A 21,954-nucleotide genomic window follows, 5' to 3' on the forward strand; every position below is an offset into this window, starting at 1 on the left:
CTGTCAGCCCTCCGTGGTCTCGGCACCCGCGGCCTGCGCGGTCGCGGTGCCCTCGGCGCCGACGGCCTCGCCGACGCTCTGCGCGGGAGCGGCCTCGACCGTGGGCTCCACCGTGGTGACGGCGGCGTCCTCGGCGGGCTGCTCAGGGGCACCGGTGCCCGGGGCGGCCGCAGCGCGGCCGGCCTCGGTGCCACCGGCGGTGGTGCCGGTCGAACCCGACCGGCGCGGACGCTGGGCCCGCTCGCGACGCTCCTGGCGCTGGGCCAGGGCCTGCAGGGCCTCGCGCTCGGCCCGGGAGCCGCTCGCGTCACCCTTGTAGATCCAGACCTTGACGCCGATCCGTCCGAAGGTCGTGCGGGCCTCGTAGATGCCGTAGTCGATGTTCGCGCGCAGCGTGTGCAGCGGCACACGACCCTCGCGGTAGAACTCCGACCGGCTCATCTCCGTGCCGCCCAGACGCCCGGAGCACTGGACCCGGATGCCCTTGACCTGCGGGCTGCGCTGGGCCGACTGCATGGCCTTGCGCATCGCACGACGGAAGCTGACACGGCTGGAGAGCTGCTCGGCGACGCCCTGGGCGACCAGCTGCGCGTCGGACTCGGGGTTCTTCACCTCGAGGATGTTCAGCTGCACCTGCTTGCCGGTGAGCTTCTCCAGCTCGCCGCGGATGCGGTCGGCCTCGGCGCCACGACGCCCGATGACGATGCCCGGGCGGGCGGTGTGGATGTCGACGCGGACGCGGTCACGGGTGCGCTCGATCTCGACCTTCGAGATGCCGGCGCGCTCCATGCCCTTGCCCATCAGCTTGCGGATGGCGACGTCTTCCTTGACGTACTCCGCGTACTGCTTGTCGGCGAACCAGCGGGACTTGTAGTCCGTGGTGATGCCCAGGCGGAACCCGTGCGGGTTGACCTTCTGACCCACTAGCGGGTCCCTCCCTTCGAGTTGGACTGCGTCGGCTGCCCGGTCTGGGTGGCCGGGCCGGTCTGGCCGGTCTGACGGCGGGCCTTGCGGGACCGCAGGGCCAGCTCGGCGCTCGAGGCGACCTCACTGACCTCGACGGTGATGTGCGCGGTCCGCTTGTTGATGCGGAAGGCGCGACCCTGGGCCCGCGGACGGATCCGCTTGAGCGTCGGGCCCTCGTCGACGTAGGCGGCGCTGACGACCAGCGCGGCCGGGTCGAGCTGCAGGTTGTGCTCGGCGTTGGCCACCGCCGAGGCGACGACCTTGGCCACGGGCTCGCTGGCCGTCTGCGGGGCGAAGCGCAGCAGCGCGAGCGCCTCGTCTGTGGGCAGGTAGCGGATCATGTCGATCACGCGACGCGCCTTCATCGGGGTGACGCGGACGAACCGGGCCGTGGCCCGGGCGACCGGTGCGTCGGTCCCCAGCTGGGAAGTCATCTCAGGTTCTCCTCGTCCGCTCAGCCGCGCCGCGACCGGCGGTCGTCCTTGACGTGCCCGCGGAAGGTGCGGGTGGGCGCGAACTCGCCGAGCTTGTGCCCGACCATCGCCTCGGTCACGAAGACCGGGACGTGCTTGCGCCCGTCGTGCACGGCCATGGTGTGGCCGAGCATGTCGGGGATGATCGTCGAACGCCGCGACCAGGTGCGGATGACGTTCTTGGTGCCCTTCTCGTTCTGGGCGTCCACCTTGGCGAGCAGGTGGTCGTCGACGAACGGGCCCTTCTTCAGGCTGCGTGGCATTGTCTGTCGGCTCCTCTACCCGCTCAGCGCTTCTTGTTCGCGCGCCGGCGGCGCACGATCATCGCGTCGGAGGCCTTGCGCTTGCGCGTACGGCCCTCCGGCTTGCCCTTGGGGTTGACCGGGTGGCGTCCACCGGAGGTCTTCCCCTCACCACCACCGTGCGGGTGGTCGACCGGGTTCATGGCGACACCACGGACGGTGGGGCGCTTGCCCTTCCACCGCATGCGGCCGGCCTTGCCCCAGTTGATGTTCGACTGCTCGGCGTTGCCGACCTCGCCGATGGAGGCGCGGCAGCGGACGTCCACGTTGCGGATCTCGCCCGAGGGCATCCGCAGCTGGGCGAAGCGGCCCTCGCGGGCCACCAGCTGGACGCTCGTGCCGGCCGAGCGGGCGATCTTGGCCCCGCCACCGGGACGCAGCTCGATGGCGTGGACCACGGTGCCGACCGGGATGTTGCGCAGCGGCAGGTTGTTGCCGGGCTTGATGTCGGCGTTGGGGCCGCACTCGACCAGGTCGCCCTGCTTGAGCTTCGCCGGGGCGATGATGTAGCGCTTCTCGCCGTCTGCGAAGTGCAGCAGCGCGATGCGCGAGGTGCGGTTCGGGTCGTACTCGATGTGCGCGACCTTGGCCGGCACACCGTCCTTGTCGGCCCGACGGAAGTCGATGAGGCGGTAGGCACGCTTGTGCCCGCCACCCTGGTGACGCGCGGTGACGCGGCCGTGGACGTTGCGGCCGCCCCGGCCGTGCAGCGGGCGGACCAGCGACTTCTCGGGGTGGTCGCGGGTGACCTCGGCGAAGTCGGCGACGGACGAGCCGCGGCGGCCCGGCGTCGTCGGCTTGTACTTACGGATGGCCATGGTTCCTACTCAGTCCCTGTCTGGTCTCGGTGCAGTCGCTGGTCCGCGGACGCCGTCAGGCGCCCGGGCCGCCGAACAGCTCGATGCGGTCGCCAGGGGCCACGGAGACGATGGCGCGCTTGGTGTCCTTGCGCTTGCCCATCACGGCGCCCTTGGAGCGCTTCCGCTTGCCCTGCCGGTTGATCGTGTTGACGGCGAGGACCTTCACGTTGAAGACCTGCTGCACAGCGATCTTGATCTGCGTCTTGTTCGCGTCCGGGCGGACGATGAACGTGTACTTGTTCTCGTCGAGCAGCCCGTAGCTCTTCTCCGAGATGACCGGGGACAGCAGGACGTCCCGGGGGTCGCGGACGCTCATGCCTTCTCCTCGGTGGTCGCGGGTGCCACGGACGGCACCTCGCTGTCGATCTCGTGGGTCTCGAGGTCGGGCAGCTCGGAGCTGCTCGCGCGGCCCCGTCCGCCCTTGGCGGGACCGGCCACGTACTCGGCGAGTGCGGTCTCGGTGAAGACCACCTCGTCGGCACACAGCACGTCGTAGGTGTTCAGCTGGCCGGCCTCGATGAGGTGCACGTGCGGCACGTTGCGCAGGCTCACCCAGTTGAGGACGTCGTCGCGGTCGAGCACGACGAGCACCCGCTTGGCGGTGCTGATCGTGTTCAGCGCGGCCAGAGCGGCCTTGGTCGAGGGCGCGTCACCCTCGACGAACGCGGACACGACGTGCACGCGGTCCTCACGGGCCCGGTCGGAGAGGGCACCGCGCAGGGCGGCGGCCTTCATCTTCTTGGGGGTCTTCTGGTCGTAGTTGCGCGGCTGCGGGCCGTGCGACACACCACCACCCTCGAACTGCGGGGCGCGCAACGAGCCCTGACGGGCGCGGCCGGTGCCCTTCTGGCGGTACGGCTTGGCACCGGTACCACTGACCTGGGCGCGGGTCTTCGTCGCGTGCGTGCCCTGGCGGGCGGCAGCCAGCTGGGCCACCACCACCTGGTGCATCAGCGAGACGTTGGCGTTGGCGTCGAAGAGCGCGCCCGGCAGCGTGGCCGTGCCCGACTTCTCGCCGGCCGGCGTCCGGACGTCGACGGTCCGGTCGGTCCGCTCGGTCGTCGTGATGGTCACTTCGCGTCACTCCCCACGGCGCCGCCCTTGACCGCGGAGCGGACGAGCAGCAACCCACCGCGCGGGCCCGGGACGGCGCCCTTGATCAGGACCAGTCCCTTCTCCGCGTCCACCTTGTGCACCTTGAGGGACAGGGTGGTCGTGGTGACCGCACCCATCCGACCGGCCATGCGCATGCCCTTGAAGACACGACCCGGGGTGGCACAGCCACCGATCGAGCCGGGCGACCGGTGCTTGCGCTGGACGCCGTGTCCTGCGCCCAGGCCCTTGAACCCGTGGCGCTTCATGACACCGGCGGTGCCCTTGCCCTTGCTCTTGCCGATCACGTCGACCGTCGCCAGACCGGCGAGGACGTCAGCGGTCAGCTCCTGGCCGACCGTGTAGTCAGCAGCGTCCTTCGTGCGCAGCTCGACCAGGTGCCGTCGCGGCGTGACGCCCGCCTTGGCGAAGTGCCCGCCTTCGGGCTTGTTCACCTTGCGGGGGTCGATCGCGCCGAACCCGATCTGGACGGCCGAGTAGCCGTCCACCTCGGGCGTGCGCACCTGGGTGACCACGCACGGGCCCGCCTTGACCACGGTGACCGGCACGATGCGGTTGTTCTCGTCGAAGACCTGGGTCATCCCCAGCTTCTCGCCGAGGAGACCACGGAATGTGCTCGCCATTGTCTCGGTGCCCCTACTGGATGTTGACGTCGACCGAGGCCGGCAGGTCGATGCGCATGAGCGCGTCGACCGTCTTCGGCGTCGGGTCGAGGATGTCGATGAGCCGCTTGTGCGTACGCATCTCGAAGTGCTCGCGCGAGTCCTTGTACTTGTGCGGCGAGCGGATGACGCAGTACACGTTCTTCTCGGTCGGCAGCGGCACCGGGCCGACGACGCGCGCTCCGGTCTTCGTCACCGTGTCCACGATGCGACGCGCCGAGGCATCGATGGCCTCGTGGTCGTATGCCTTCAGCCGGATGCGGATCTTCTGTCCCGCCATCGCCTTGTCTCGCTCCTGCCGATCGGGTGTTGCTGGAAGACGTACTGGGTCGGTTGACCCGGGGGTTCCCGGGACGACCCGGGGTGGTGGGTGGCGGCCAGTCGGGGCCGCCACCCACCGGGGGACTACTGGTTGATCTTCACGACCCGGCCGGCGCCGACGGTGCGGCCACCCTCGCGGATGGCGAAGCGCAGGCCCTCCTCCATGGCGATCGGCTGGATCAGCTCGACCGACATCTCGGTGTTGTCGCCGGGCATGACCATCTCGGTGCCCGAGGGCAGCGTGACCACGCCGGTGACGTCCGTCGTCCGGAAGTAGAACTGGGGACGGTAGTTGTTGAAGAACGGCGTGTGACGACCGCCCTCGTCCTTCGAGAGGATGTAGACCGAACCCTCGAAGTTGGTGTGCGGGGTGATCGAGCCGGGCTTGACGACGACCTGGCCGCGCTCGACGTCCTCGCGCTTGATACCACGCAGCAGCAGGCCCACGTTGTCGCCGGCCTGGCCCTGGTCGAGCAGCTTGCGGAACATCTCGACGCCGGTGACGGTCGTCTTCGACGAGGTCGGGCGGATGCCGACGATCTCGATCTCCTCGGAGACCTTGACGATGCCGCGCTCCACACGACCGGTCACGACGGTGCCGCGGCCGGTGATGGTGAAGACGTCCTCGACGGGCATGAGGAACGGCTTGTCGATCTCACGCTCGGGCTCGGGGATGGAGCTGTCGACAGCGTCCATGAGCTCCATGAGCTTGTCGCCCCACTCGGCGTCGCCCTCGAGCGCCTTCAGCGCCGAGACGCGCACGACCGGGAGGTCGTCGCCCGGGAACTCGTACTCGGAGAGCAGCTCGCGGACCTCGAGCTCGACGAGCTCCAGGATCTCCTCGTCGTCGACCATGTCGGACTTGTTCAGCGCGACGACGATGTAGGGGACACCCACCTGGCGGGCCAGGAGCACGTGCTCCTTGGTCTGCGGCATGGGGCCGTCGGTCGCCGCGACCACCAGGATCGCGCCGTCCATCTGCGCGGCACCGGTGATCATGTTCTTGATGTAGTCGGCGTGCCCGGGGCAGTCGACGTGCGCGTAGTGGCGGTTCTCGGTCTGGTACTCGACGTGGGCGATGGAGATCGTGATCCCACGCGCCTTCTCCTCGGGCGCCTTGTCGATCTGGTCGAACGCAGACGCCTCGTTGAGGTTCGGGTACTTGTCGTGCAGGACCTTGGTGATCGCCGCGGTGAGCGTCGTCTTCCCGTGGTCGATGTGCCCGATGGTGCCGATGTTGACGTGCGGCTTGGTCCGCTCGAACTTGGCCTTGGCCACTGGGTTCCTCTCTGAAGTGTGATTCGCAGTCAGCTGCTGAGTCTGGGGTGCGGGCGGGCGCCCGCTGGGTCGGGCCGCCTAGGAGCTGCGGCCCGGCCCGGTCACTCTCCGGTCGCCTTGGCGATGATCTCCTTGGCGACGTTCGACGGGACCTCAGCGTAGGTGTCAAACACCATGGTGTAGCTCGCCCGTCCCTGGGTGCGGCTGCGCAGGTCTCCCACGTAGCCGAACATCTCCGACAGCGGGACCAGGGCCTTCACGACGCGGGCGCCGGAACGCTCCTCCATCGCCTGGATGGTGCCGCGGCGGGAGTTGAGGTCGCCGATGACGTCGCCCATGTTCTCCTCGGGCGTGACGACCTCGACGGCCATCATCGGCTCGAGCAGCGCGGGGTTGGCCTTGCGGGCCGCCTCCTTGAAGGCGATCGACCCGGCGATCTTGAAGGCCATCTCCGAGGAGTCGACCTCGTGGTACGCGCCGTCGAGCAGCGTGGCCTTGACCCCGACCATGGGGTAGCCGGCGAGGATGCCGTACTGCATGGCGTCCTGCATGCCGGCGTCCACCGAGGGGATGTACTCGCGGGGGATGCGGCCACCGGTGACCTTGTTCTCGAACTCGTAGGTCGCCGAGTCACCGCTCATGACGAGGGGCTGCAGGGCGATCTGCACCTTCGCGAACTGGCCGGAACCACCGGTCTGCTTCTTGTGCGTGTAGTCGTAGCGCTCGACCGTGCCGCGGATGGTCTCGCGGTAGGCGACCTGGGGCTTGCCCACGTTGGCCTCGACGTTGAACTCACGCCGCATGCGGTCGACCAGGATCTCCAGGTGGAGCTCGCCCATGCCGGAGATGACCGTCTGACCGGTCTCCTCGTCCAGGCGGACCTGGAAGGTGGGGTCCTCCTCGGCGAGCTTCTGGATCGCCGTGCCCAGCTTCTCCTGGTCGCTCTTGGTCTTCGGCTCGATGGCCACCGAGATGACCGGCGCGGGGAAGGTCATCGACTCGAGGATGACGGGCTTCTGCGGGTCGCAGAGGGTGTCACCGGTGGTCGTGCCCTTCATGCCGTTGACGGCGACGATCTCGCCGGCGCCGACGCCCGCACGCTCTTCACGCTTGTTGGCGTGCATCTGGTAGATCTTGCCGACCCGCTCCTTGCGGTCCTTGGTGCTGTTCAGCACCGGGGACCCGGCGTCGAGGCGCCCGGAGTACACGCGGATGTAGGTCAGCTTGCCCAGGTGCTGGTCGGTCTGGATCTTGAAAGCCAGAGCCGAGAAGGGCTCGGTCTCGTCGGCGTGACGCAGGACCTCGGTCTCGCCGTCCAGCGCGGTGCCGACGATCGCCTCGACGTCCAGCGGGCTGGGGAGGTAGTCGGTGACGGCGTCGAGCATGGGCTGGACGCCCTTGTTCTTGAACGCCGAGCCGGTGACGACCGGGTTGACCTCGCCGGCGATGGTGGACTTCCGGATCGCGGCCTTGAGGGTCGCGACGGAGATCTCCTCACCACCGAGGTAGGACTCCATGATGTCGTCGTGGAAGTCGGCCAGGTTCTCGAGGAACTTGGTCCGGTACTCGGCGGCCTGGTCGGCCAGCTCCGCCGGGATCTCCTCGACGGCGTAGTCCTCACCGAGCTTGGTCTCACCACGCCACGTGAGAGCGCGCATCTCGACCAGGTCGACGACACCGATGAAGTCGCCCTCGGCACCGATCGGGATCTGCAGGACCAGCGGGTTGGCGGCGAGCCGCTCCACCATCATGTCGACGCAGCGGAAGAAGTTCGCACCGGTGCGGTCGAGCTTGTTGACGAAGCACATGCGCGGGACGCCGTACTTCTCGGCCTGACGCCACACCTGCTCGGTCTGCGGCTCGACACCGGCGACACCGTCGTAGACGGCGACGGCACCGTCGAGCACGCGGAGCGAACGCTCCACCTCGACGGTGAAGTCGACGTGCCCGGGGGTGTCGATGATGTTGATGTCGAAGCCGTTCCAGGTGCACTTCGTCGCGGCGGACGTGATGGTGATGCCGCGCTCCTGCTCCTGCTCCATCCAGTCCATGGTGGCCGCGCCGTCGTGGACCTCACCGATCTTGTAGTTGATCCCGGTGTAGAAGAGGATCCGCTCGGTGGTGGTGGTCTTGCCGGCGTCGATGTGCGCCATGATCCCGATGTTCCGGGTCTTAACGAGGTCGGCCATGGGTGTTCCTCCTGCTCTGGGTCCTGATCGCGGGGCCCGGGGGTCTGCCCGGGGGCGCCGCGGGGTGGCGGCTGGTGGCGCTGGTGGGTGTCACCAGCCGCCGGTGGTCACCAGCGGTAGTGCGCGAAGGCCTTGTTCGACTCGGCCATCTTGTGCGTGTCCTCGCGGCGCTTGACCGCGGCACCGAGGCCGTTGCTGGCGTCGAGCAGCTCGTTCATGAGGCGCTCGGTCATGGTCTTCTCACGACGCGAGCGGCTGTACTGGATGAGCCACCGCAGGCCCAGGGTGGTGCTGCGCGAGGGACGGACCTCGATCGGCACCTGGTACGTGGCGCCACCGACGCGACGGCTGCGCACCTCGAGGGCGGGCTTCACGTTGTCCAGCGCACGCTTGAGGGTCACGACCGGGTCCGTGTCGTTCTTGGCCCGGACGCCCTCGAGGGCGCCGTAGACGATCGCCTCGGCGATGGAGCGCTTGCCGTCGACGAGCACCTTGTTGACGAGCTGGGTGACCAGCTGCGACTGGTACACCGGGTCGACGACGAGCGGACGCTTCGGCGCGGGGCCCTTGCGCGGCATTAGCTCTTCTCCTTCTTCGCGCCGTACCGGCTGCGAGCCTGCTTGCGACCGCGGACCGCCTGGGTGTCCAGGGAGCCACGGATGATCTTGTAACGGACGCCGGGGAGGTCCTTCACTCGGCCACCACGCACGAGCACCATGGAGTGCTCCTGCAGGTTGTGACCGACACCGGGGATGTACGCGGTGACCTCGACGCCACTGGTCAGCCGGACGCGAGCGACCTTGCGCAGCGCCGAGTTCGGCTTCTTCGGCGTCGTCGTGTAGACGCGCGTGCACACGCCGCGGCGCTGAGGGGATCCCTTCAACGCCGGGGTCTTGGTCTTCTCGACCTTGTCCTCGCGGCCCTTGCGGACCAGCTGCTGGATCGTGGGCATGGGTGGCCTTGATCTCCTGCCTGCGCTGGGTCGTGCTGTGGATGAGTGCGGTGCTGAGTGCCGTGGTGCCTGGGTCTCACTGGTGCTGCTCCCGGGTCCGCCCAGGCCTGTCGTCCGACCCCCGCACTCGGGCGTGTCGCCTCGTGCGTGGATCGGCCAGCGGGTGAGCCGGACTCGGTCGCCCCTCGCGCCTGGTGCACCGGGCAGTCAGTCCGCGGCGTGAGCCAGCGGGCTGGAACCCCTTGTGACCAGGCGGTCCGAGGACCGACCGGGCACACAGGTGCGCCGCGAACGGGAGCAGTCCCAGGTCTCCCTGGGCACGGCTGACCACGATACCCGGGCGGGTGGACCCGGTCAAAGCCGGGTCCGTCACGCCTGCGCTGGGCACCGTGACCGACGTCGTGCACCACCGGTACCCGGAGGCCGGACGTGGTGCGGACGACGGTCCCTGGGTGCCCGGCCACTGCGAGGGGAGACCCCGGGCAGCGGCCGGCCGGGACCAAACCAGAGGCGACGGTACCCGGCCCCCGGCCCCGTGTCAGGTGACGCGACCGCCGGGCCGCCCGATCGCTCCTGTCAGACCCTCCCCCTACCGTCGGGAGTCGAACGGTCACACCGGCCCGGGACCCACCCGGCTGGACCGCCCCCAGGAGGCCACCGTGCACGTCGACTCCGCCCGCGAGCTGAAGGCCCTGCTGTCCCGCCGGCTCTCCGAGGCGCCTCCCGGGTCGGTGGTGGCCAGTGGCGTCCCCTCGGGCTCGGACTGGAGCGGCGTGGCGCTCGGGCTGACCCCCGTCGGGCCGGGCCAGGTGCACCTCGCGGTCCGGCTGGTGGCCGAGACCGACGCGGCCCGCGTGCTCGAGGGGCTCGGCGAGGCTGCACGCAGCGAGGTCGACGTCCGGGTGATCGGCCCCGTCCGCCCCCTCACCTCCCCCACACCCGGGCAGCTGCAACGCCGCACCCGCCCGCTGGTGCCGGGTCTGTCGATCGCCCAGCGGGACGTGACGGCCGGGACGCTGGGAGGCTTCGTGCGTCGCGCCGGGGCGGGCGGGCTGCTCGTGCTGTCCAACAACCACGTGCTGGCCGACAGCGACCTGGCCACCGTCGGGGACCCGGTCCTGCAGCCCGGGCCGGCGGACGGCGGCACCGCACAGGACCGTGTCGGCGTGCTCACGGCCGCCCAGCGCTTCTCGGCCACCGGCAACCTCGTGGACGCCGCGGTCGCCGCCCTCGACGACGGGGTGGACGCCGACCCGGCCGGCTACCCGGGTGGCCCGCTGCTGGGCATCGTCGCTGCCGCGCTGGACGTGGACCCCGACGAGGACGTCGAGAAGGTCGGCCGGACCACCGGCCACACCCACGGCCGGATCACCGCCGTCGAGGTCGACGGGGTCGGCGTGCAGTACGACGAAGGCGTCTACACCTTCGACGACCAGATCGAGATCGAGGGCCGCACCGGCTCCTTCAGCGAGGGCGGTGACTCCGGCTCGGTCATCTGGCGCAGCCGGGACCGGGCCGCGCTGGGCCTGCTGTTCGCCGGCTCGACGACGGGTGGGGCCAACGGCGGGGGCGTCACCTTCGCCAACCCGCTGGCCACCGTCCTGGACGTGCTGGGGCTGGAGTGGGTCGCCGACTGACCCGTCCAGCCGGGTGAGGTCTGGGCAGGACCGCTTCCCGGGTGGACCATGGGTGCATGACCGCTGCCCACCCGGACCGCTCGGCCGCCCGTGCGGCCAAGACCGAGCTCGCCGCACGGCTGGCGGCCGAACCCGGCGTCGTGGGTGTGGGGCTGGCACGGCGGGACACCGAGTACGTGGTCCGCGTCGACCTGACCGACAGCGGTGCGGGCTCGCGCGTACCGGGGACGGTCTCGGGCGTCAGGGTCGTCACCCAGGTGATCGGCGGCGTCCGGGCCCTGCCCGCGACCTGACCCCGCTCCCCCGACACCCGCCGTCCACCACACCCGCTCCACCAGCCCACGCACTCCGCGACACCCGCTCCTGCATGAGCTCGCCGCCGGGAGGAGGCGCGTGTCACAGTGCCGGCAGACGGCGATCGTCGCCGCCGGCGAGGGGGCACACGTGCGCATCGGCATCCAGGCGGCCTACGCAGGGGACTTCCGGCAGACCGCGAGCGAGATCGCCGACCTCGAGCAGGTCGGCCTCGACGTGGCGGTCTGCGCGGAGGTGTACACCTTCGACGCGGTCAGCCAGCTCGGCTACCTCGCCGCGGTCACCGAGCGGGTCGAGCTGATGAGCGGGATCCTCCCCCTCTACAGCCGGACCCCGGCGCTGACGGCGATGACCGCGGCCGGCCTGGACTTCGTGTCCGGTGGCCGGTTCACCCTGGGTCTGGGCGCCTCGGGGCCGCAGGTCGTCGAGGGCTGGCACGGCGTCCCCTACGACGCACCGCTGGCCCGCACGCGCGAGCTGGTGGAGATCTGCCGGCAGGTGTGGCGCCGCGAGAAGCTGGAGCACGCCGGCCCCAAGTACACCGTTCCCCTGCCCGCGGACCAAGGCACCGGCCTGGGCAAGGCGCTCAAGCTGATCAACACCCCGGTCCGGGAGCGCATCCCGGTCATGCTGGCCGCGATCGGCCCCAAGAACGTCGAGCTGGCCGCGGAGATCGCCGAGGTCTGGGAACCCATCTGGTTCCACCCCGAGCGCGCAGCGGACGTCTGGGGGGACGCGCTGACCGCCGGGCGGGCCCGTCGCGACCCCGCCCTCGGCGAGCTGGGCATCGTGGCCGGTGTCCCGGTGGCCATCGGCGAGCACGTCGACCACCTGCTGGACGCCGTCCGTCCGGCCCTGGCCCTCTACGTCGGCGGGATGGGTGCCAGGGGGAAGAACTTCTACAACGACCTCGCCGTCCGCTACGGGTACGCCGAGGCCGCCGCGACCGTGCAGGACCTCTACCTGTCCGGCCGGAAGGACGAGGCGGCGGCCGCACTGCCCGAGGACCTGGTCCGGGCGGTGTCACTGGTCGGGCCGGAGTCCTGGGTGGCCGAGCGGATCGCCGCCTTCGCCGAGGCCGGGGTCACGGTGCTGACCTGCCAGCCGCTGGACGACAGCCGGGAGGGTCGGCGGGCGACCGTCGAGACCATGGCCCGGCTCTGCCACTGACCCGACCGGTGTTGCGTCACGTGACGCTCACGCGGGCGACCCCGGACGCAGAGAGGCCCCGCAGACCGGGTGGTCTGCGGGGCCTCTCCCACGTGCTGGGTCAGGCTCCCTGACGGGAGCCTGCCGTCAGCTCCGCCAGTCGTACTCCTCCAGGCGCACGGCCTCACCGGTGCCGGAGCCGAAGACGTCCGGGCTGTAGTACTGCCCGTCGTCGTAGCCCGCCATCGTGTAGACCGCGGCGCGGGCCTCCTCGGTGGGCTCGACCGTGATGTTGCGGTAGCGGCTGATCCCGGTGCCGGCCGGGATGAGCTTGCCGATGATCACGTTCTCCTTGAGCCCGAGCAGGCTGTCGCTCTTGCCCTGGATCGCGGCGTCGGTGAGCACCTTGGTCGTCTCCTGGAAGGAGGCGGCGGACAGCCACGACTCCGTCGCCAGCGACGCCTTGGTGATCCCCATGAGGACCGGACGGGCCGAGGCCGGCTCGCCGCCCTCGGACACCACCCGACGGTTCTCGGTCTCGAAGAGCGTCCGCTCGACGAGGGCACCGGGCAGGAACTCGGTGGCACCCGAGTCGATGATGGTCACCCGCTTCAGCATCTGGCGGATGATCACCTCGATGTGCTTGTCGTGGATCGACACGCCCTGGCTGCGGTAGACCTCCTGGACCTCGCGCACCAGGTGCAGCTGCACCTCGCGCGGGCCCATGATCCGGAGCACCTCGTGCGGGTCGACAGCACCCTCGGTCAGCTGCTCGCCGACCTCGACGTGGCCGCCGTCCTCGACCCGCAGCCGCGAACGACGCGACAGCTTCTCGTAGACGACGTCGTCGGAGCCGTCATCGGGGGTGATGGTGAGCTTGCGGAACTGCTCGCCGTCCTCGATGGAGACCCGGCCGGCCAGCTCGGCGATCGGGGCCTTGCCCTTGGGGACACGGGCCTCGAAGAGCTCGACGATGCGGGGCAGACCGTGGGTGATGTCGTCACCGGCCACACCACCGGTGTGGAAGGTGCGCATCGTCAGCTGCGTGCCGGGCTCGCCGATCGACTGGGCGGCGATGATGCCGACCGCCTCGCCGACGTCCACGAGCTTGCCGGTCGCCAGCGACCGGCCGTAGCAGGTGGCGCAGGTGCCCAGCAGCGACTCGCAGGTCAGCACGCAGCGGACCTTGACCTCGCTGATGCCGGCGTCGACCAGCTCGGCGATGAGGACGTCGCCCAGGTCGGAGCCAGCCGTCGCGACGACCGTCCCGTCCGAGGCCTCGACGTCCGCAGCCAGGGCGCGGGCGTAGACGCTGGTCTCCACGTGGGCGTCACGGGTGACCGTGCCGTCGACGACGGTGCCGATCGGCATGAGCACGCCGCGCTCGGTCCCGCAGTCCTCCTCGCGGATGATGACGTCCTGCGACACGTCCACCAGACGACGGGTGAGGTACCCGGAGTCGGCGGTGCGCAGCGCGGTGTCGGCCAGGCCCTTGCGGGCGCCGTGGGTGGAGATGAAGTACTCCAGCACGGACAGACCCTCGCGGAAGTTCGCCTTGATGGGCCGCGGGATGATCTCGCCCTTGGGGTTGGCGACGAGACCACGCATGCCGGCGATCTGGCTGATCTGCATCATGTTGCCTCGGGCACCCGAGTTGACCATGACCCAGACGGGGTTGGTGGTGGGGAAGTTGTCCACCATCGCCTGGCTGACCTCGGCGCGGGCCCGGGTCCAGATCTCGATGAGCTCGGCACGACGCTCGGAGTCGGTGATGACGCCGCGCTCGTACTGCTTCTCGATCTTGCGGGCCTCGTCCTCGTGACGCTCGAGGATGGCCGCCTTGGCCGGCGGGGTCACGACGTCGTCGATGGCGATCGTGATGCCCGCGCGGGTGGCCCAGTGGAACCCGGCCGCCTTGAGGGCGTCCAGCGTCGCCGCGACCTGCACCTTGGGGTAGCGCTCGGCGAGGTCGTTGACGATCGCCCCGAGCTCCTTCTTCGGCACCTGGTAGTTGACGAAGCGGTAGTCCTCGGGGAGCGCCTCGTTGAACAGCACCCGGCCCAGGCTGGTGTGCACCAGCGCGGGCTGACCCGGCTCCCAGCCCTCGGGGGCCTCCCACGCGTCGTTCTTCGGGCCGTTGTCGACGCCGAAGACCTCCGCGAGGCGGATCCAGACGCGCTCCTGGATGCCGAGGGCACCACGGTCGTAGGCCATGACGGCCTCGGACGTGGAGGAGTAGGCCTCCTTGAGCTCACCCTCGGCCGGCTCGTGGCCGGACGCCTTCAGGGTGGTCAGGTGGTAGAGCCCCAGCACCATGTCCTGGGTGGGCGCGGTGATCGGACGACCGTCGGCCGGGCTCAGGATGTTGTTCGAGCTCAGCATCAGGATCCGGGCCTCGGCCTGCGCCTCGGCCGACAGCGGCAGGTGCACCGCCATCTGGTCACCGTCGAAGTCCGCGTTGAACGCGGTGCACACGAGCGGGTGGATCTGGATGGCCTTGCCCTCGACCAGCTGGGGCTCGAAGGCCTGGATGCCCAGACGGTGCAGCGTCGGTGCACGGTTGAGCAGCACCGGGTGCTCGGTGATGACCTCTTCCAGCACGTCCCACACGACCGGGCGCGCACGCTCGACCATCCGCTTGGCGGACTTGATGTTCTGGGCGTGGTTGAGGTCCACGAGCCGCTTCATCACGAAGGGCTTGAAGAGCTCCAGCGCCATCTGCTTGGGCAGACCGCACTGGTGCAGCTTCAGCTGCGGGCCGACGACGATGACCGAACGACCGGAGTAGTCGACGCGCTTGCCCAGCAGGTTCTGGCGGAACCGGCCCTGCTTGCCCTTGAGCAGGTCGCTCAGGGACTTCAGGGGACGGTTGCCCGGACCGGTGACCGGACGGCCACGGCGACCGTTGTCGAACAGCGCGTCCACGGACTCCTGGAGCATCCGCTTCTCGTTGTTGACGATGATCTCCGGTGCACCCAGGTCCAGCAGGCGCTTGAGCCGGTTGTTCCGGTTGATCACGCGGCGGTACAGGTCGTTCATGTCCGAGGTCGCGAAGCGGCCACCGTCCAGCTGCACCATCGGGCGCAGGTCCGGCGGGATCACCGGGACGCAGTCCAGCACCATGCCCATGGGCGAGTTGCGGGTCTGCTGGAACGCCGCGACGACCTTGAGGCGCTTGAGCGCACGGAGCTTGCGCTGGCCCTTGCCGTTGCGGATGGTGTCGCGCAGCGAGACCGACTCCGCGTCGAGGTCGAAGTCCTTGAGCAGCTTCTGCAGCGCAGCCGCGCCCATGCCGCCCTCGAAGTACTCACCGAAGCGGTCGCGCAGCTCGCGGTACAGGCCCTCGTCGGAGATGAGCTGCTTGACCTCGAGCTTGCGGAAGGTGTCCATGACCTCGTCGAGACGGTCGATCTCCCGCTGGGCGCGGTCACGCATCTGGCGCATCTCGCGCTCGCCGCCCTCGCGCACCTTGCGGCGCACGTCGGACTTGGCGCCCTCGGCCTCGAGCTCGGCGAGGTCGGCCTCCAGCTTCTGCTGGCGACCCTCCACGTCGGCGTCGCGACGGCTCTCCAGGTTGTGCTTCTCGGCGCTGATCTCGGCCTCGACGGTGGGGAGGTCGCGGTGGCGGGCCTCGTCGTCGACGGTCGTGATCAGGTAGGCCGCGAAGTAGATGATCTTCTCGAGGTCCTTGGGCGCCAGGTCGAGCAGGTAGCCCAGCCGCGACGGCACGCCCTTGAAGAACCAGATGTGGGTCACCGGGGCGGCGAGCTCGATGTGCCCCATGCGCTCACGACGGACCTTGGCCCGGGTCACCTCGACGCCGCAGCGCTCGCAGATGATGCCCTTGAACCGGACGCGCTTGTACTTGCCGCAGTAGCACTCCCAGTCCCGGGTGGGACCGAAGATCTTCTCGCAGAAGAGACCGTCCTTCTCCGGACGCAGGGTCCGGTAGTTGATGGTCTCCGGCTTCTTCACCTCGCCGTGGGACCACTGGCGGATGTCGTCACCGCTGGCGAGGCCGATGCGCAGTTCGTCGAAGAAGTTGACGTCGAGCAACTGATTACCCCTTTCCGGGGCTAGTTCTTCGTTTCTTGAGTCACGAGGTGGTGGCCGGCCGGCCCCGGGTCACGGGGCCGGCCGGCGGTCGATCAGACGTCCTCGACGGAGGAGGGCTCACGACGGCTGAGGTCGATGCCCAGCTCCTCGGCGGCCCGGAAGACCTCGTCGTCGGTGTCGCGCAGCTCGATCGCGTTGCCGTCGGAGGAGAGGACCTCCACGTTCAGGCACAGCGACTGGAGCTCCTTGAGCAGCACCTTGAACGACTCGGGGATGCCCGGCTCGGGGATGTTCTCGCCCTTGACGATGGCCTCGTAGACCTTCACGCGGCCCAGGATGTCGTCGGACTTGATCGTCAGCAGCTCCTGCAGCGCGTACGCGGCGCCGTAGGCCTGCATCGCCCAGCACTCCATCTCACCGAAGCGCTGACCACCGAACTGCGCCTTACCACCCAGCGGCTGCTGCGTGATCATCGAGTACGGGCCGGTGGAGCGGGCGTGGATCTTGTCGTCCACCAGGTGCAGGAGCTTCAGGATGTAGACGTAGCCCACCGAGATCGGCTCGGGGAAGGGCTCCCCGGAACGACCGTCGAACAGCCGGGCCTTGCCGGTCTCCTTGACCAGACGCTCGCCGTCACGGGTGAGGGTCGTGGAGCCCAGCAGGCCCACGATCTCCTCCTCGCGCGCACCGTCGAAGACGGGGGTGGCGGTCCGGGTGCCGGGAGCGGCACCGCGGGCGCCGGCGGGGAGCTTCTTGGCCCACTCCGGGTCGCCCTCGACCTGCCAGCCCGTCTTGGCCACCCACCCGAGGTGGGTCTCCAGGACCTGACCGACGTTCATCCGGCCGGGCACGCCCAGCGGGTTGAGCACGATGTCGACCGGGGTGCCGTCCTCGAGGAAGGGCATGTCCTCCTGGGGGAGGATCTTGGAGATGACGCCCTTGTTCCCGTGCCGGCCGGCGAGCTTGTCGCCGTCGGAGATCTTGCGCATCTGGGCCACGTAGACCCGGATGAGCTCGTTCACGCCGGCGGGGAGCTCGTCGCCGTCCTCGCGGGAGAACACGCGGACGCCGATGACCTTCCCGGACTCACCGTGCTTGACCTTGAGGCTGGTGTCGCGGACCTCGCGGGCCTTCTCACCGAAGATGGCGCGCAGCAGGCGCTCCTCGGGGGTCAGCTCGGTCTCGCCCTTGGGCGTGACCTTCCCGACCAGGATGTCGCCGGGGACGACCTCGGCACCGATGCGGATGATGCCGCGCTCGTCGAGGTCGGCGAGGACCTCCTCGGAGACGTTCGGGATGTCCCGGGTGATCTCCTCGGCGCCCAGCTTGGTGTCGCGGGCGTCGACCTCGAACTCCTCGATGTGGATCGAGGACAGGACGTCGTCCTGCACGAGGCGCTGCGACAGGATGATCGCGTCCTCGTAGTTGTGGCCCTCCCACGGCATGAAGGCCACGAGCAGGTTCTTGCCCAGCGCCATCTCGCCCTGGTCGGTGCACGGACCGTCGGCGATGACCTGGCCGACCTCGACCCGCTGGCCCTCCTCGACGACCGGGGACTGGTTGATCGAGGTGCCCTGGTTCGAGCGGCGGAACTTCAGCAGCCGGTAGGTCTGCCGGGTCCCGTCGTCGGCCATGACGGTCACGAAGTCGGCGGTGGAGTCCTCGACCACACCGGCCTTCTCCGCCACGACCACGTCGCCGGCGTCGACGGCGGCACGCAGCTCCATGCCGGTGCCGACCAGCGGCGCCTCGCTGCGCAGCAGCGGGACGGCCTGACGCTGCATGTTCGCGCCCATCAGGGCGCGGTTGGCGTCGTCGTGCTCCAGGAACGGGATCATCGCGGTGGCGACCGAGGTCATCTGTCGCGGCGAGACGTCCATGTAGTCGACGTTCTCGGGGGCGAGGTAGTCGACCTCACCGCCCTTGGTGCGGACCAGGACCCGCTCCTCGGCCAGGCGGCCCTTCGCGTCCAGCGGGCTGTTGGCCTGTGCGACGACGAAGCGGTCCTCCTCGTCCGCGGTGAGGTAGTCGATCTGGTCGGTGACGGTGCCGTCCTCGACCTTGCGGTAGGGGGTCTCGATGAACCCGAAGGCGTTGACCCGGCCGAAGGAGGACAGCGACCCGATCAGGCCGATGTTCGGGCCTTCCGGGGTCTCGATCGGGCACATCCGGCCGTAGTGGCTGGGGTGCACGTCACGCACCTCCATGCCGGCGCGCTCACGGGACAGACCACCCGGGCCCAGCGCCGACAGGCGGCGCTTGTGGGTCAGGCCCGCGAGCGGGTTGGTCTGGTCCATGAACTGCGAGAGCTGGCTGGTGCCGAAGAACTCCTTGATGGAGGCGACGACGGGCCGGATGTTGATCAGGGTCTGCGGCGTGATCGCCTCGACGTCCTGGGTCGTCATCCGCTCGCGGACCACGCGCTCCATGCGGGACAGGCCGACCCGGATCTGGTTCTGGATCAGCTCACCCACCGTGCGCAGGCGACGGTTGCCGAAGTGGTCGATGTCGTCGACGCCGTGGTCGGGCTCGCCGGCGTGCAGACGCACGACGTACTCGATCGTGGCGACGATGTCGTCCTCGGTCAGCGTCTGCGTCGGCTGCGGGACGGCGACGCCGAGCTTCTTGTTGACCTTGTACCGACCGACGCGGGCCAGGTCGTAGCGCTTGGGGTTGAAGAACAGGTTCTCCAGCAGCGCCTGGGCCGACTCACGCGTCGGCGGCTCGCCCGGACGCAGCTTGCGGTAGATGTCCAGCAGCGCCTCGTCCTGGCCGGCGATGTGGTCCTTCTCCAGGGTGGCCAGCATCGTGGGCGACCACTGGAAGTGCTCGCGGATGCGGTCCTCGCTCCAGCCCAGGGCCTTGAGCAGCACGGAGACCGGCTGACGGCGCTTGCGGTCGATGCGCACGCCGACGGTGTCGCGCTTGTCGACGTCGAACTCCAGCCAGGCACCCCGGCTGGGGATGACCTTGGCGGAGAAGACGTCCTTGTCGCTGGTCTTGTCCAGGGTCTTGTCGAAGTAGACGCCCGGGGAGCGGACCAGCTGGGAGACGACGACGCGCTCGGTGCCGTTGATCACGAACGTGCCCTTGCGGGTCATGATCGGGAAGTCGCCCATGAACACCGTCTGGCTCTTGATCTCGCCGGTGGTGTTGTTCATGAACTCGGCGGTGACGAACAGCGGCGCCGCGTACGTCATGTCCTTGTCCTTGCACTCCTCGAGGGAGGCCTTGACGTCCTCGAAGCGCGGGTTGGAGAAGGACAGCGACATCGAGCCGCTGAAGTCCTCGATCGGGGAGATCTCCTCGAGGATGTCGGCCAGGCCGCCGACGGCGGTCTCCGCGTCCTCGGGGGACAGCGTCGCCTTCCACTCCTGGCTGCCGACCAGCCAGTCGAAGGAGGCGGTCTGCAGCGCCAGCAGGTCCGGGACCTCGAGAGGCTCGTGGATCTTGGCGAAGGAGACGCGCAGGGGCGCGCCCGGGATCTTCTGCGCGGCCGTGCCGGCGGTGTGCGCGCTGTTCTGGGGGTCGTCCGGGATGATCTGCTCGGTGCTGGTGGTGTCCGTGCTGGTGGGGCTGGAGCCTGCCAAGATGCGTCCTTTCAAGGACCTCACGACGTGCGGGCGGTCGGTGCGGGTCGTCCGTCGGCGGTGTAGGCGGCGCTGCTCCCCGACGCCCGTCAGACCACCCGTCCGAGCAGGTCAGCGCGGGGTGGGCCGGGGTTGTTCCCGGCCTCCCGGGGCGACCCGGATCAGCGGGTGGACGGGCAGAGGGCAGCGCAACAGGTGACCCTACCCCTACCGGGGCCCGATGTCCATGCGGGGTCACCGGACCCCACCCCTCCCCGCGCCCGGCCCGGGTCCGGCCCGGGCGGGCGCCCCAGTGGGGGGCGCGGGCGGGGCCTCACGGGCGGGACGCGGAGGACGCGTCCGCGGTGATGATGCCAGCGACGGGCCCTCCCCCGCACCGCCACGCCGGGCGCGACCGCATCCCGGGCGCCCCGGAGTCAGCTGGTGGTCAGCAGGGTGAGCTCGCTGATCTTCCAGTCGCCGTCGACCTGCGTGACCGTGACCCGCACGGTCTGGGTGCAGGACTGTGCGCCGTCGGCGGTGACGGTGCACTCGGAGCCGGCCGGGGCGGCCTGGGTGCCGGAGTTCACCGAGGACACCACGTACTGGCCGAAGACGACCAGGGTCGCCTGGTCCTGGGACTCGGCCACCTGCTGCAGGCCCACCTCGAGCACGTCGTAGCTGGTGGTCGCCGAGACCTGCTCGTAGGTGTCGATGATCCCGCCCTGGGACAGATCGGCCTCGTACTGGTCGCGCAGGTCCCCGGTGAGGGCGTCCAGCTTGCGCTGCACGCTGCCCTCGGAGTCCTGGTAGTCGTAGGCGTAGACGTCCTGCACGCCTTCGCGGGCGGCGGTGAACACCTCGGCGTCGACGGTGGCCGGGTGGGTGCGCTGCCACAGCAGCCAGCCACCGCCGGCCGCGGTGAGCACGCACAGCAGGGCCAGCACGAGCACCAGAGCCGGGACGCGGCCCCGCGAGGACGGTCCCGACGAGGACGCTGAGGACGGCGCGGCCGGTGACGACGACGCACGGGCCGACGACGCACGGGCCGACGTCGCACCCCGCGTGGTCCGCCCGGCCCGGCGTGGCCCGTCGTCCGCGGCTGCAGCCCGGGCCGTAGCGGCGGCGGCCGCGGTCGTCGGCGTCGCGGCGGCGGTCGACCGCGCGCGCGGGCTGGGCCGTCGACGTGCGGTGGCCTCCTCGACCGCTCCCGCCGGCGGGGCCGGGGCCGGGGCTGCGGCCGGAGCCGGAGCCGCCTCGTCCTCGTCGGCCCGGCGGCTGCCGGCCACCCGGGGACGCGGGGAGGGCCGCAGCGCCGGCCGGGCGGCGCCGGACCTGGGCCGGGGGGTGGGTCGCGGGCGGTCCGCCCGGGTGCCGCCGACGGGCGTGTCGTCCGCGGGGGTGCCGTCAGAGGGGGTGCCGTCAGAGGGGGTGCCGGTCACGTCGCTCACCGTCCCGTGATCCCGGACAGCAACCAGCGGTCGCCGTCCTTGGTCAGGTCGACCTGGATGCGGTAGCGCTGCACCTGGGTCTGCTCGGAGGCACTGCTGGACTGGGTGGACTGGATGACCATGTAGACGGTGGCGCTGTCGGTGCCGGCCGCCCCGACGGCGGCACCCACGACCTCGGTGTTGACGACGGCCTGGGCGGCGGTGATCTCCTGCCGGCGGCTGTCGAGCTGGTCGACGGACTCGGTCTGCAGGTCCCCGGTGGTGACCGAGCGGATCTGCTGGATGTCGTCGTCGAGGGTCACGTGGTCGAAGGAGGCGACGTCGACGATCCCGGCGCGGGCGGCCTGCAGGACGTCGACGTAGTCCTCGGTGCGCACCGAGGAGCCCTCGGGCCGGGTGGCCAGCAGCCAGCCGGTCCCGGCCAGCAGCAGGACCAGCAGGACGGCGAGCACCGGCACGAGGGGCAACGAGGCCCGCCGGCGGTGCCCGGCCGCGTCGGACCCGTCCTCGGGCTCGGTGTCGGTGCCCGCGTCGGGGACGTCGACACGTTCCTCCGCGTCGGCTCCGCGCTCGTCGGCTCGGGTGTGGTCGGCCACGGGGCGCTCCTCTCGTGCGGTCGGTCGTGGGGTGGGCTCGGGCGGGCCCGTGGCGGCGATCACGC

18 protein-coding genes and 1 pseudogene are annotated in these 21,954 nt (G+C 70.2%); 3 read left to right on the plus strand and 16 right to left on the minus strand.

Annotated features, from left to right (window positions below; all coding sequences use genetic code 11):
- Positions 1-3: 3 nt before the first annotated feature.
- From rpsC to rpsL, 12 genes and pseudogenes are all read right to left on the minus strand, one after another.
- On the minus strand, positions 4-924 hold the full coding sequence (gene rpsC, locus ASG41_RS02540) for a 30S ribosomal protein S3 (protein ID WP_056289193.1): 921 nt from the start codon (positions 922-924) through the stop codon (positions 4-6).
- 122 nt (positions 925-1,046) lie between these two features.
- A pseudogene (gene rplV, locus ASG41_RS02545) lies at positions 1,047-1,400 on the minus strand (50S ribosomal protein L22); the annotation flags it as partial.
- A 20-nt stretch (positions 1,401-1,420) separates the two neighbouring features.
- Positions 1,421-1,702, minus strand: coding sequence for a 30S ribosomal protein S19 (gene rpsS, locus ASG41_RS02550; RefSeq protein WP_055764633.1), 282 nt, complete (start codon positions 1,700-1,702; stop codon positions 1,421-1,423).
- Between the two features lie 23 nt (positions 1,703-1,725).
- Positions 1,726-2,559 (minus strand): 50S ribosomal protein L2, encoded by an 834-nt coding sequence (gene rplB / locus ASG41_RS02555; RefSeq protein WP_056289203.1) that lies wholly within the window; start codon positions 2,557-2,559, stop codon positions 1,726-1,728.
- Positions 2,560-2,614: 55 nt separating this feature from the next.
- On the minus strand, positions 2,615-2,917 hold the full coding sequence (gene rplW, locus ASG41_RS02560) for a 50S ribosomal protein L23 (RefSeq protein WP_014742856.1): 303 nt from the start codon (positions 2,915-2,917) through the stop codon (positions 2,615-2,617).
- On the minus strand, positions 2,914-3,675 hold the full coding sequence (rplD, locus tag ASG41_RS02565; protein WP_056289206.1) for a 50S ribosomal protein L4: 762 nt from the start codon (positions 3,673-3,675) through the stop codon (positions 2,914-2,916). Before rplD ends, rplW begins: the two co-directional genes overlap by 4 nt.
- Entirely contained in the window at positions 3,672-4,337 is a 666-nt protein-coding gene (gene rplC, locus ASG41_RS02570; RefSeq protein WP_056289211.1) for a 50S ribosomal protein L3, read from the minus strand. The genes rplD and rplC overlap by 4 nt, the downstream gene beginning before the upstream one ends.
- A 13-nt stretch (positions 4,338-4,350) precedes the next feature.
- Positions 4,351-4,656, minus strand: a complete 306-nt coding sequence (gene rpsJ / locus ASG41_RS02575) for a 30S ribosomal protein S10 (protein WP_014742859.1) — start codon at positions 4,654-4,656, stop codon at positions 4,351-4,353.
- A gap of 125 nt (positions 4,657-4,781) precedes the next feature.
- Complete coding sequence (tuf, locus tag ASG41_RS02580) at positions 4,782-5,975, minus strand: elongation factor Tu (protein WP_056289215.1); 1,194 nt, start codon at positions 5,973-5,975, stop codon at positions 4,782-4,784.
- Between the two features lie 101 nt (positions 5,976-6,076).
- Positions 6,077-8,164 carry an elongation factor G gene (fusA, locus tag ASG41_RS02585; protein ID WP_056289217.1) on the minus strand — a complete coding sequence of 696 codons (2,088 nt, stop codon included), beginning with the start codon at positions 8,162-8,164 and terminating at the stop codon, positions 6,077-6,079.
- Positions 8,165-8,271: 107 nt separating this feature from the next.
- Positions 8,272-8,742 carry a 30S ribosomal protein S7 gene (gene rpsG, locus ASG41_RS02590; RefSeq protein WP_056289219.1) on the minus strand — a complete coding sequence of 157 codons (471 nt, stop codon included), beginning with the start codon at positions 8,740-8,742 and terminating at the stop codon, positions 8,272-8,274.
- Entirely contained in the window at positions 8,742-9,116 is a 375-nt protein-coding gene (gene rpsL / locus ASG41_RS02595) for a 30S ribosomal protein S12 (protein WP_055764615.1), read from the minus strand. Before rpsL ends, rpsG begins: the two co-directional genes overlap by 1 nt.
- A 659-nt stretch (positions 9,117-9,775) precedes the next feature.
- On the opposite strand from rpsL, the gene ASG41_RS02600 reads away from it, so the two are divergent.
- The 3 genes from ASG41_RS02600 to ASG41_RS02610 all read left to right on the plus strand — a co-directional run bounded on the left by ASG41_RS02600 (position 9,776) and on the right by ASG41_RS02610 (position 12,238).
- Positions 9,776-10,753, plus strand: a complete 978-nt coding sequence (locus tag ASG41_RS02600; RefSeq protein ID WP_056289224.1) for a hypothetical protein — start codon at positions 9,776-9,778, stop codon at positions 10,751-10,753.
- Between the two features lie 56 nt (positions 10,754-10,809).
- Positions 10,810-11,046 (plus strand): hypothetical protein, encoded by a 237-nt coding sequence (locus tag ASG41_RS02605; RefSeq protein WP_056289227.1) that lies wholly within the window; start codon positions 10,810-10,812, stop codon positions 11,044-11,046.
- Between the two features lie 100 nt (positions 11,047-11,146).
- The gene (locus ASG41_RS02610) at positions 11,147-12,238 is read left to right on the plus strand and encodes an LLM class F420-dependent oxidoreductase (RefSeq protein ID WP_235564388.1); all 1,092 of its coding nucleotides are present in this window, start codon (positions 11,147-11,149) and stop codon (positions 12,236-12,238) included.
- A gap of 126 nt (positions 12,239-12,364) precedes the next feature.
- On the opposite strand, the gene ASG41_RS02615 is transcribed toward ASG41_RS02610, so the two are convergent.
- The 4 genes from ASG41_RS02615 to ASG41_RS02635 all read right to left on the minus strand — a co-directional run bounded on the left by ASG41_RS02615 (position 12,365) and on the right by ASG41_RS02635 (position 21,889).
- Positions 12,365-16,273 (minus strand): DNA-directed RNA polymerase subunit beta', encoded by a 3,909-nt coding sequence (locus ASG41_RS02615; RefSeq protein WP_056289230.1) that lies wholly within the window; start codon positions 16,271-16,273, stop codon positions 12,365-12,367.
- Between the two features lie 92 nt (positions 16,274-16,365).
- Complete coding sequence (gene rpoB / locus ASG41_RS02620; protein ID WP_056290216.1) at positions 16,366-19,758, minus strand: DNA-directed RNA polymerase subunit beta; 3,393 nt, start codon at positions 19,756-19,758, stop codon at positions 16,366-16,368.
- A gap of 521 nt (positions 19,759-20,279) precedes the next feature.
- Positions 20,280-20,789, minus strand: coding sequence for a hypothetical protein (locus ASG41_RS02625; protein ID WP_157518913.1), 510 nt, complete (start codon positions 20,787-20,789; stop codon positions 20,280-20,282).
- A gap of 500 nt (positions 20,790-21,289) precedes the next feature.
- Positions 21,290-21,889 (minus strand): hypothetical protein, encoded by a 600-nt coding sequence (locus tag ASG41_RS02635; RefSeq protein WP_056289240.1) that lies wholly within the window; start codon positions 21,887-21,889, stop codon positions 21,290-21,292.
- Positions 21,890-21,954 lie beyond the last annotated feature (65 nt).

It is taken from the genome of Modestobacter sp. Leaf380 (assembly GCF_001424485.1).
Classification (GTDB): Bacteria; Actinomycetota; Actinomycetes; order Mycobacteriales; family Geodermatophilaceae; genus Klenkia.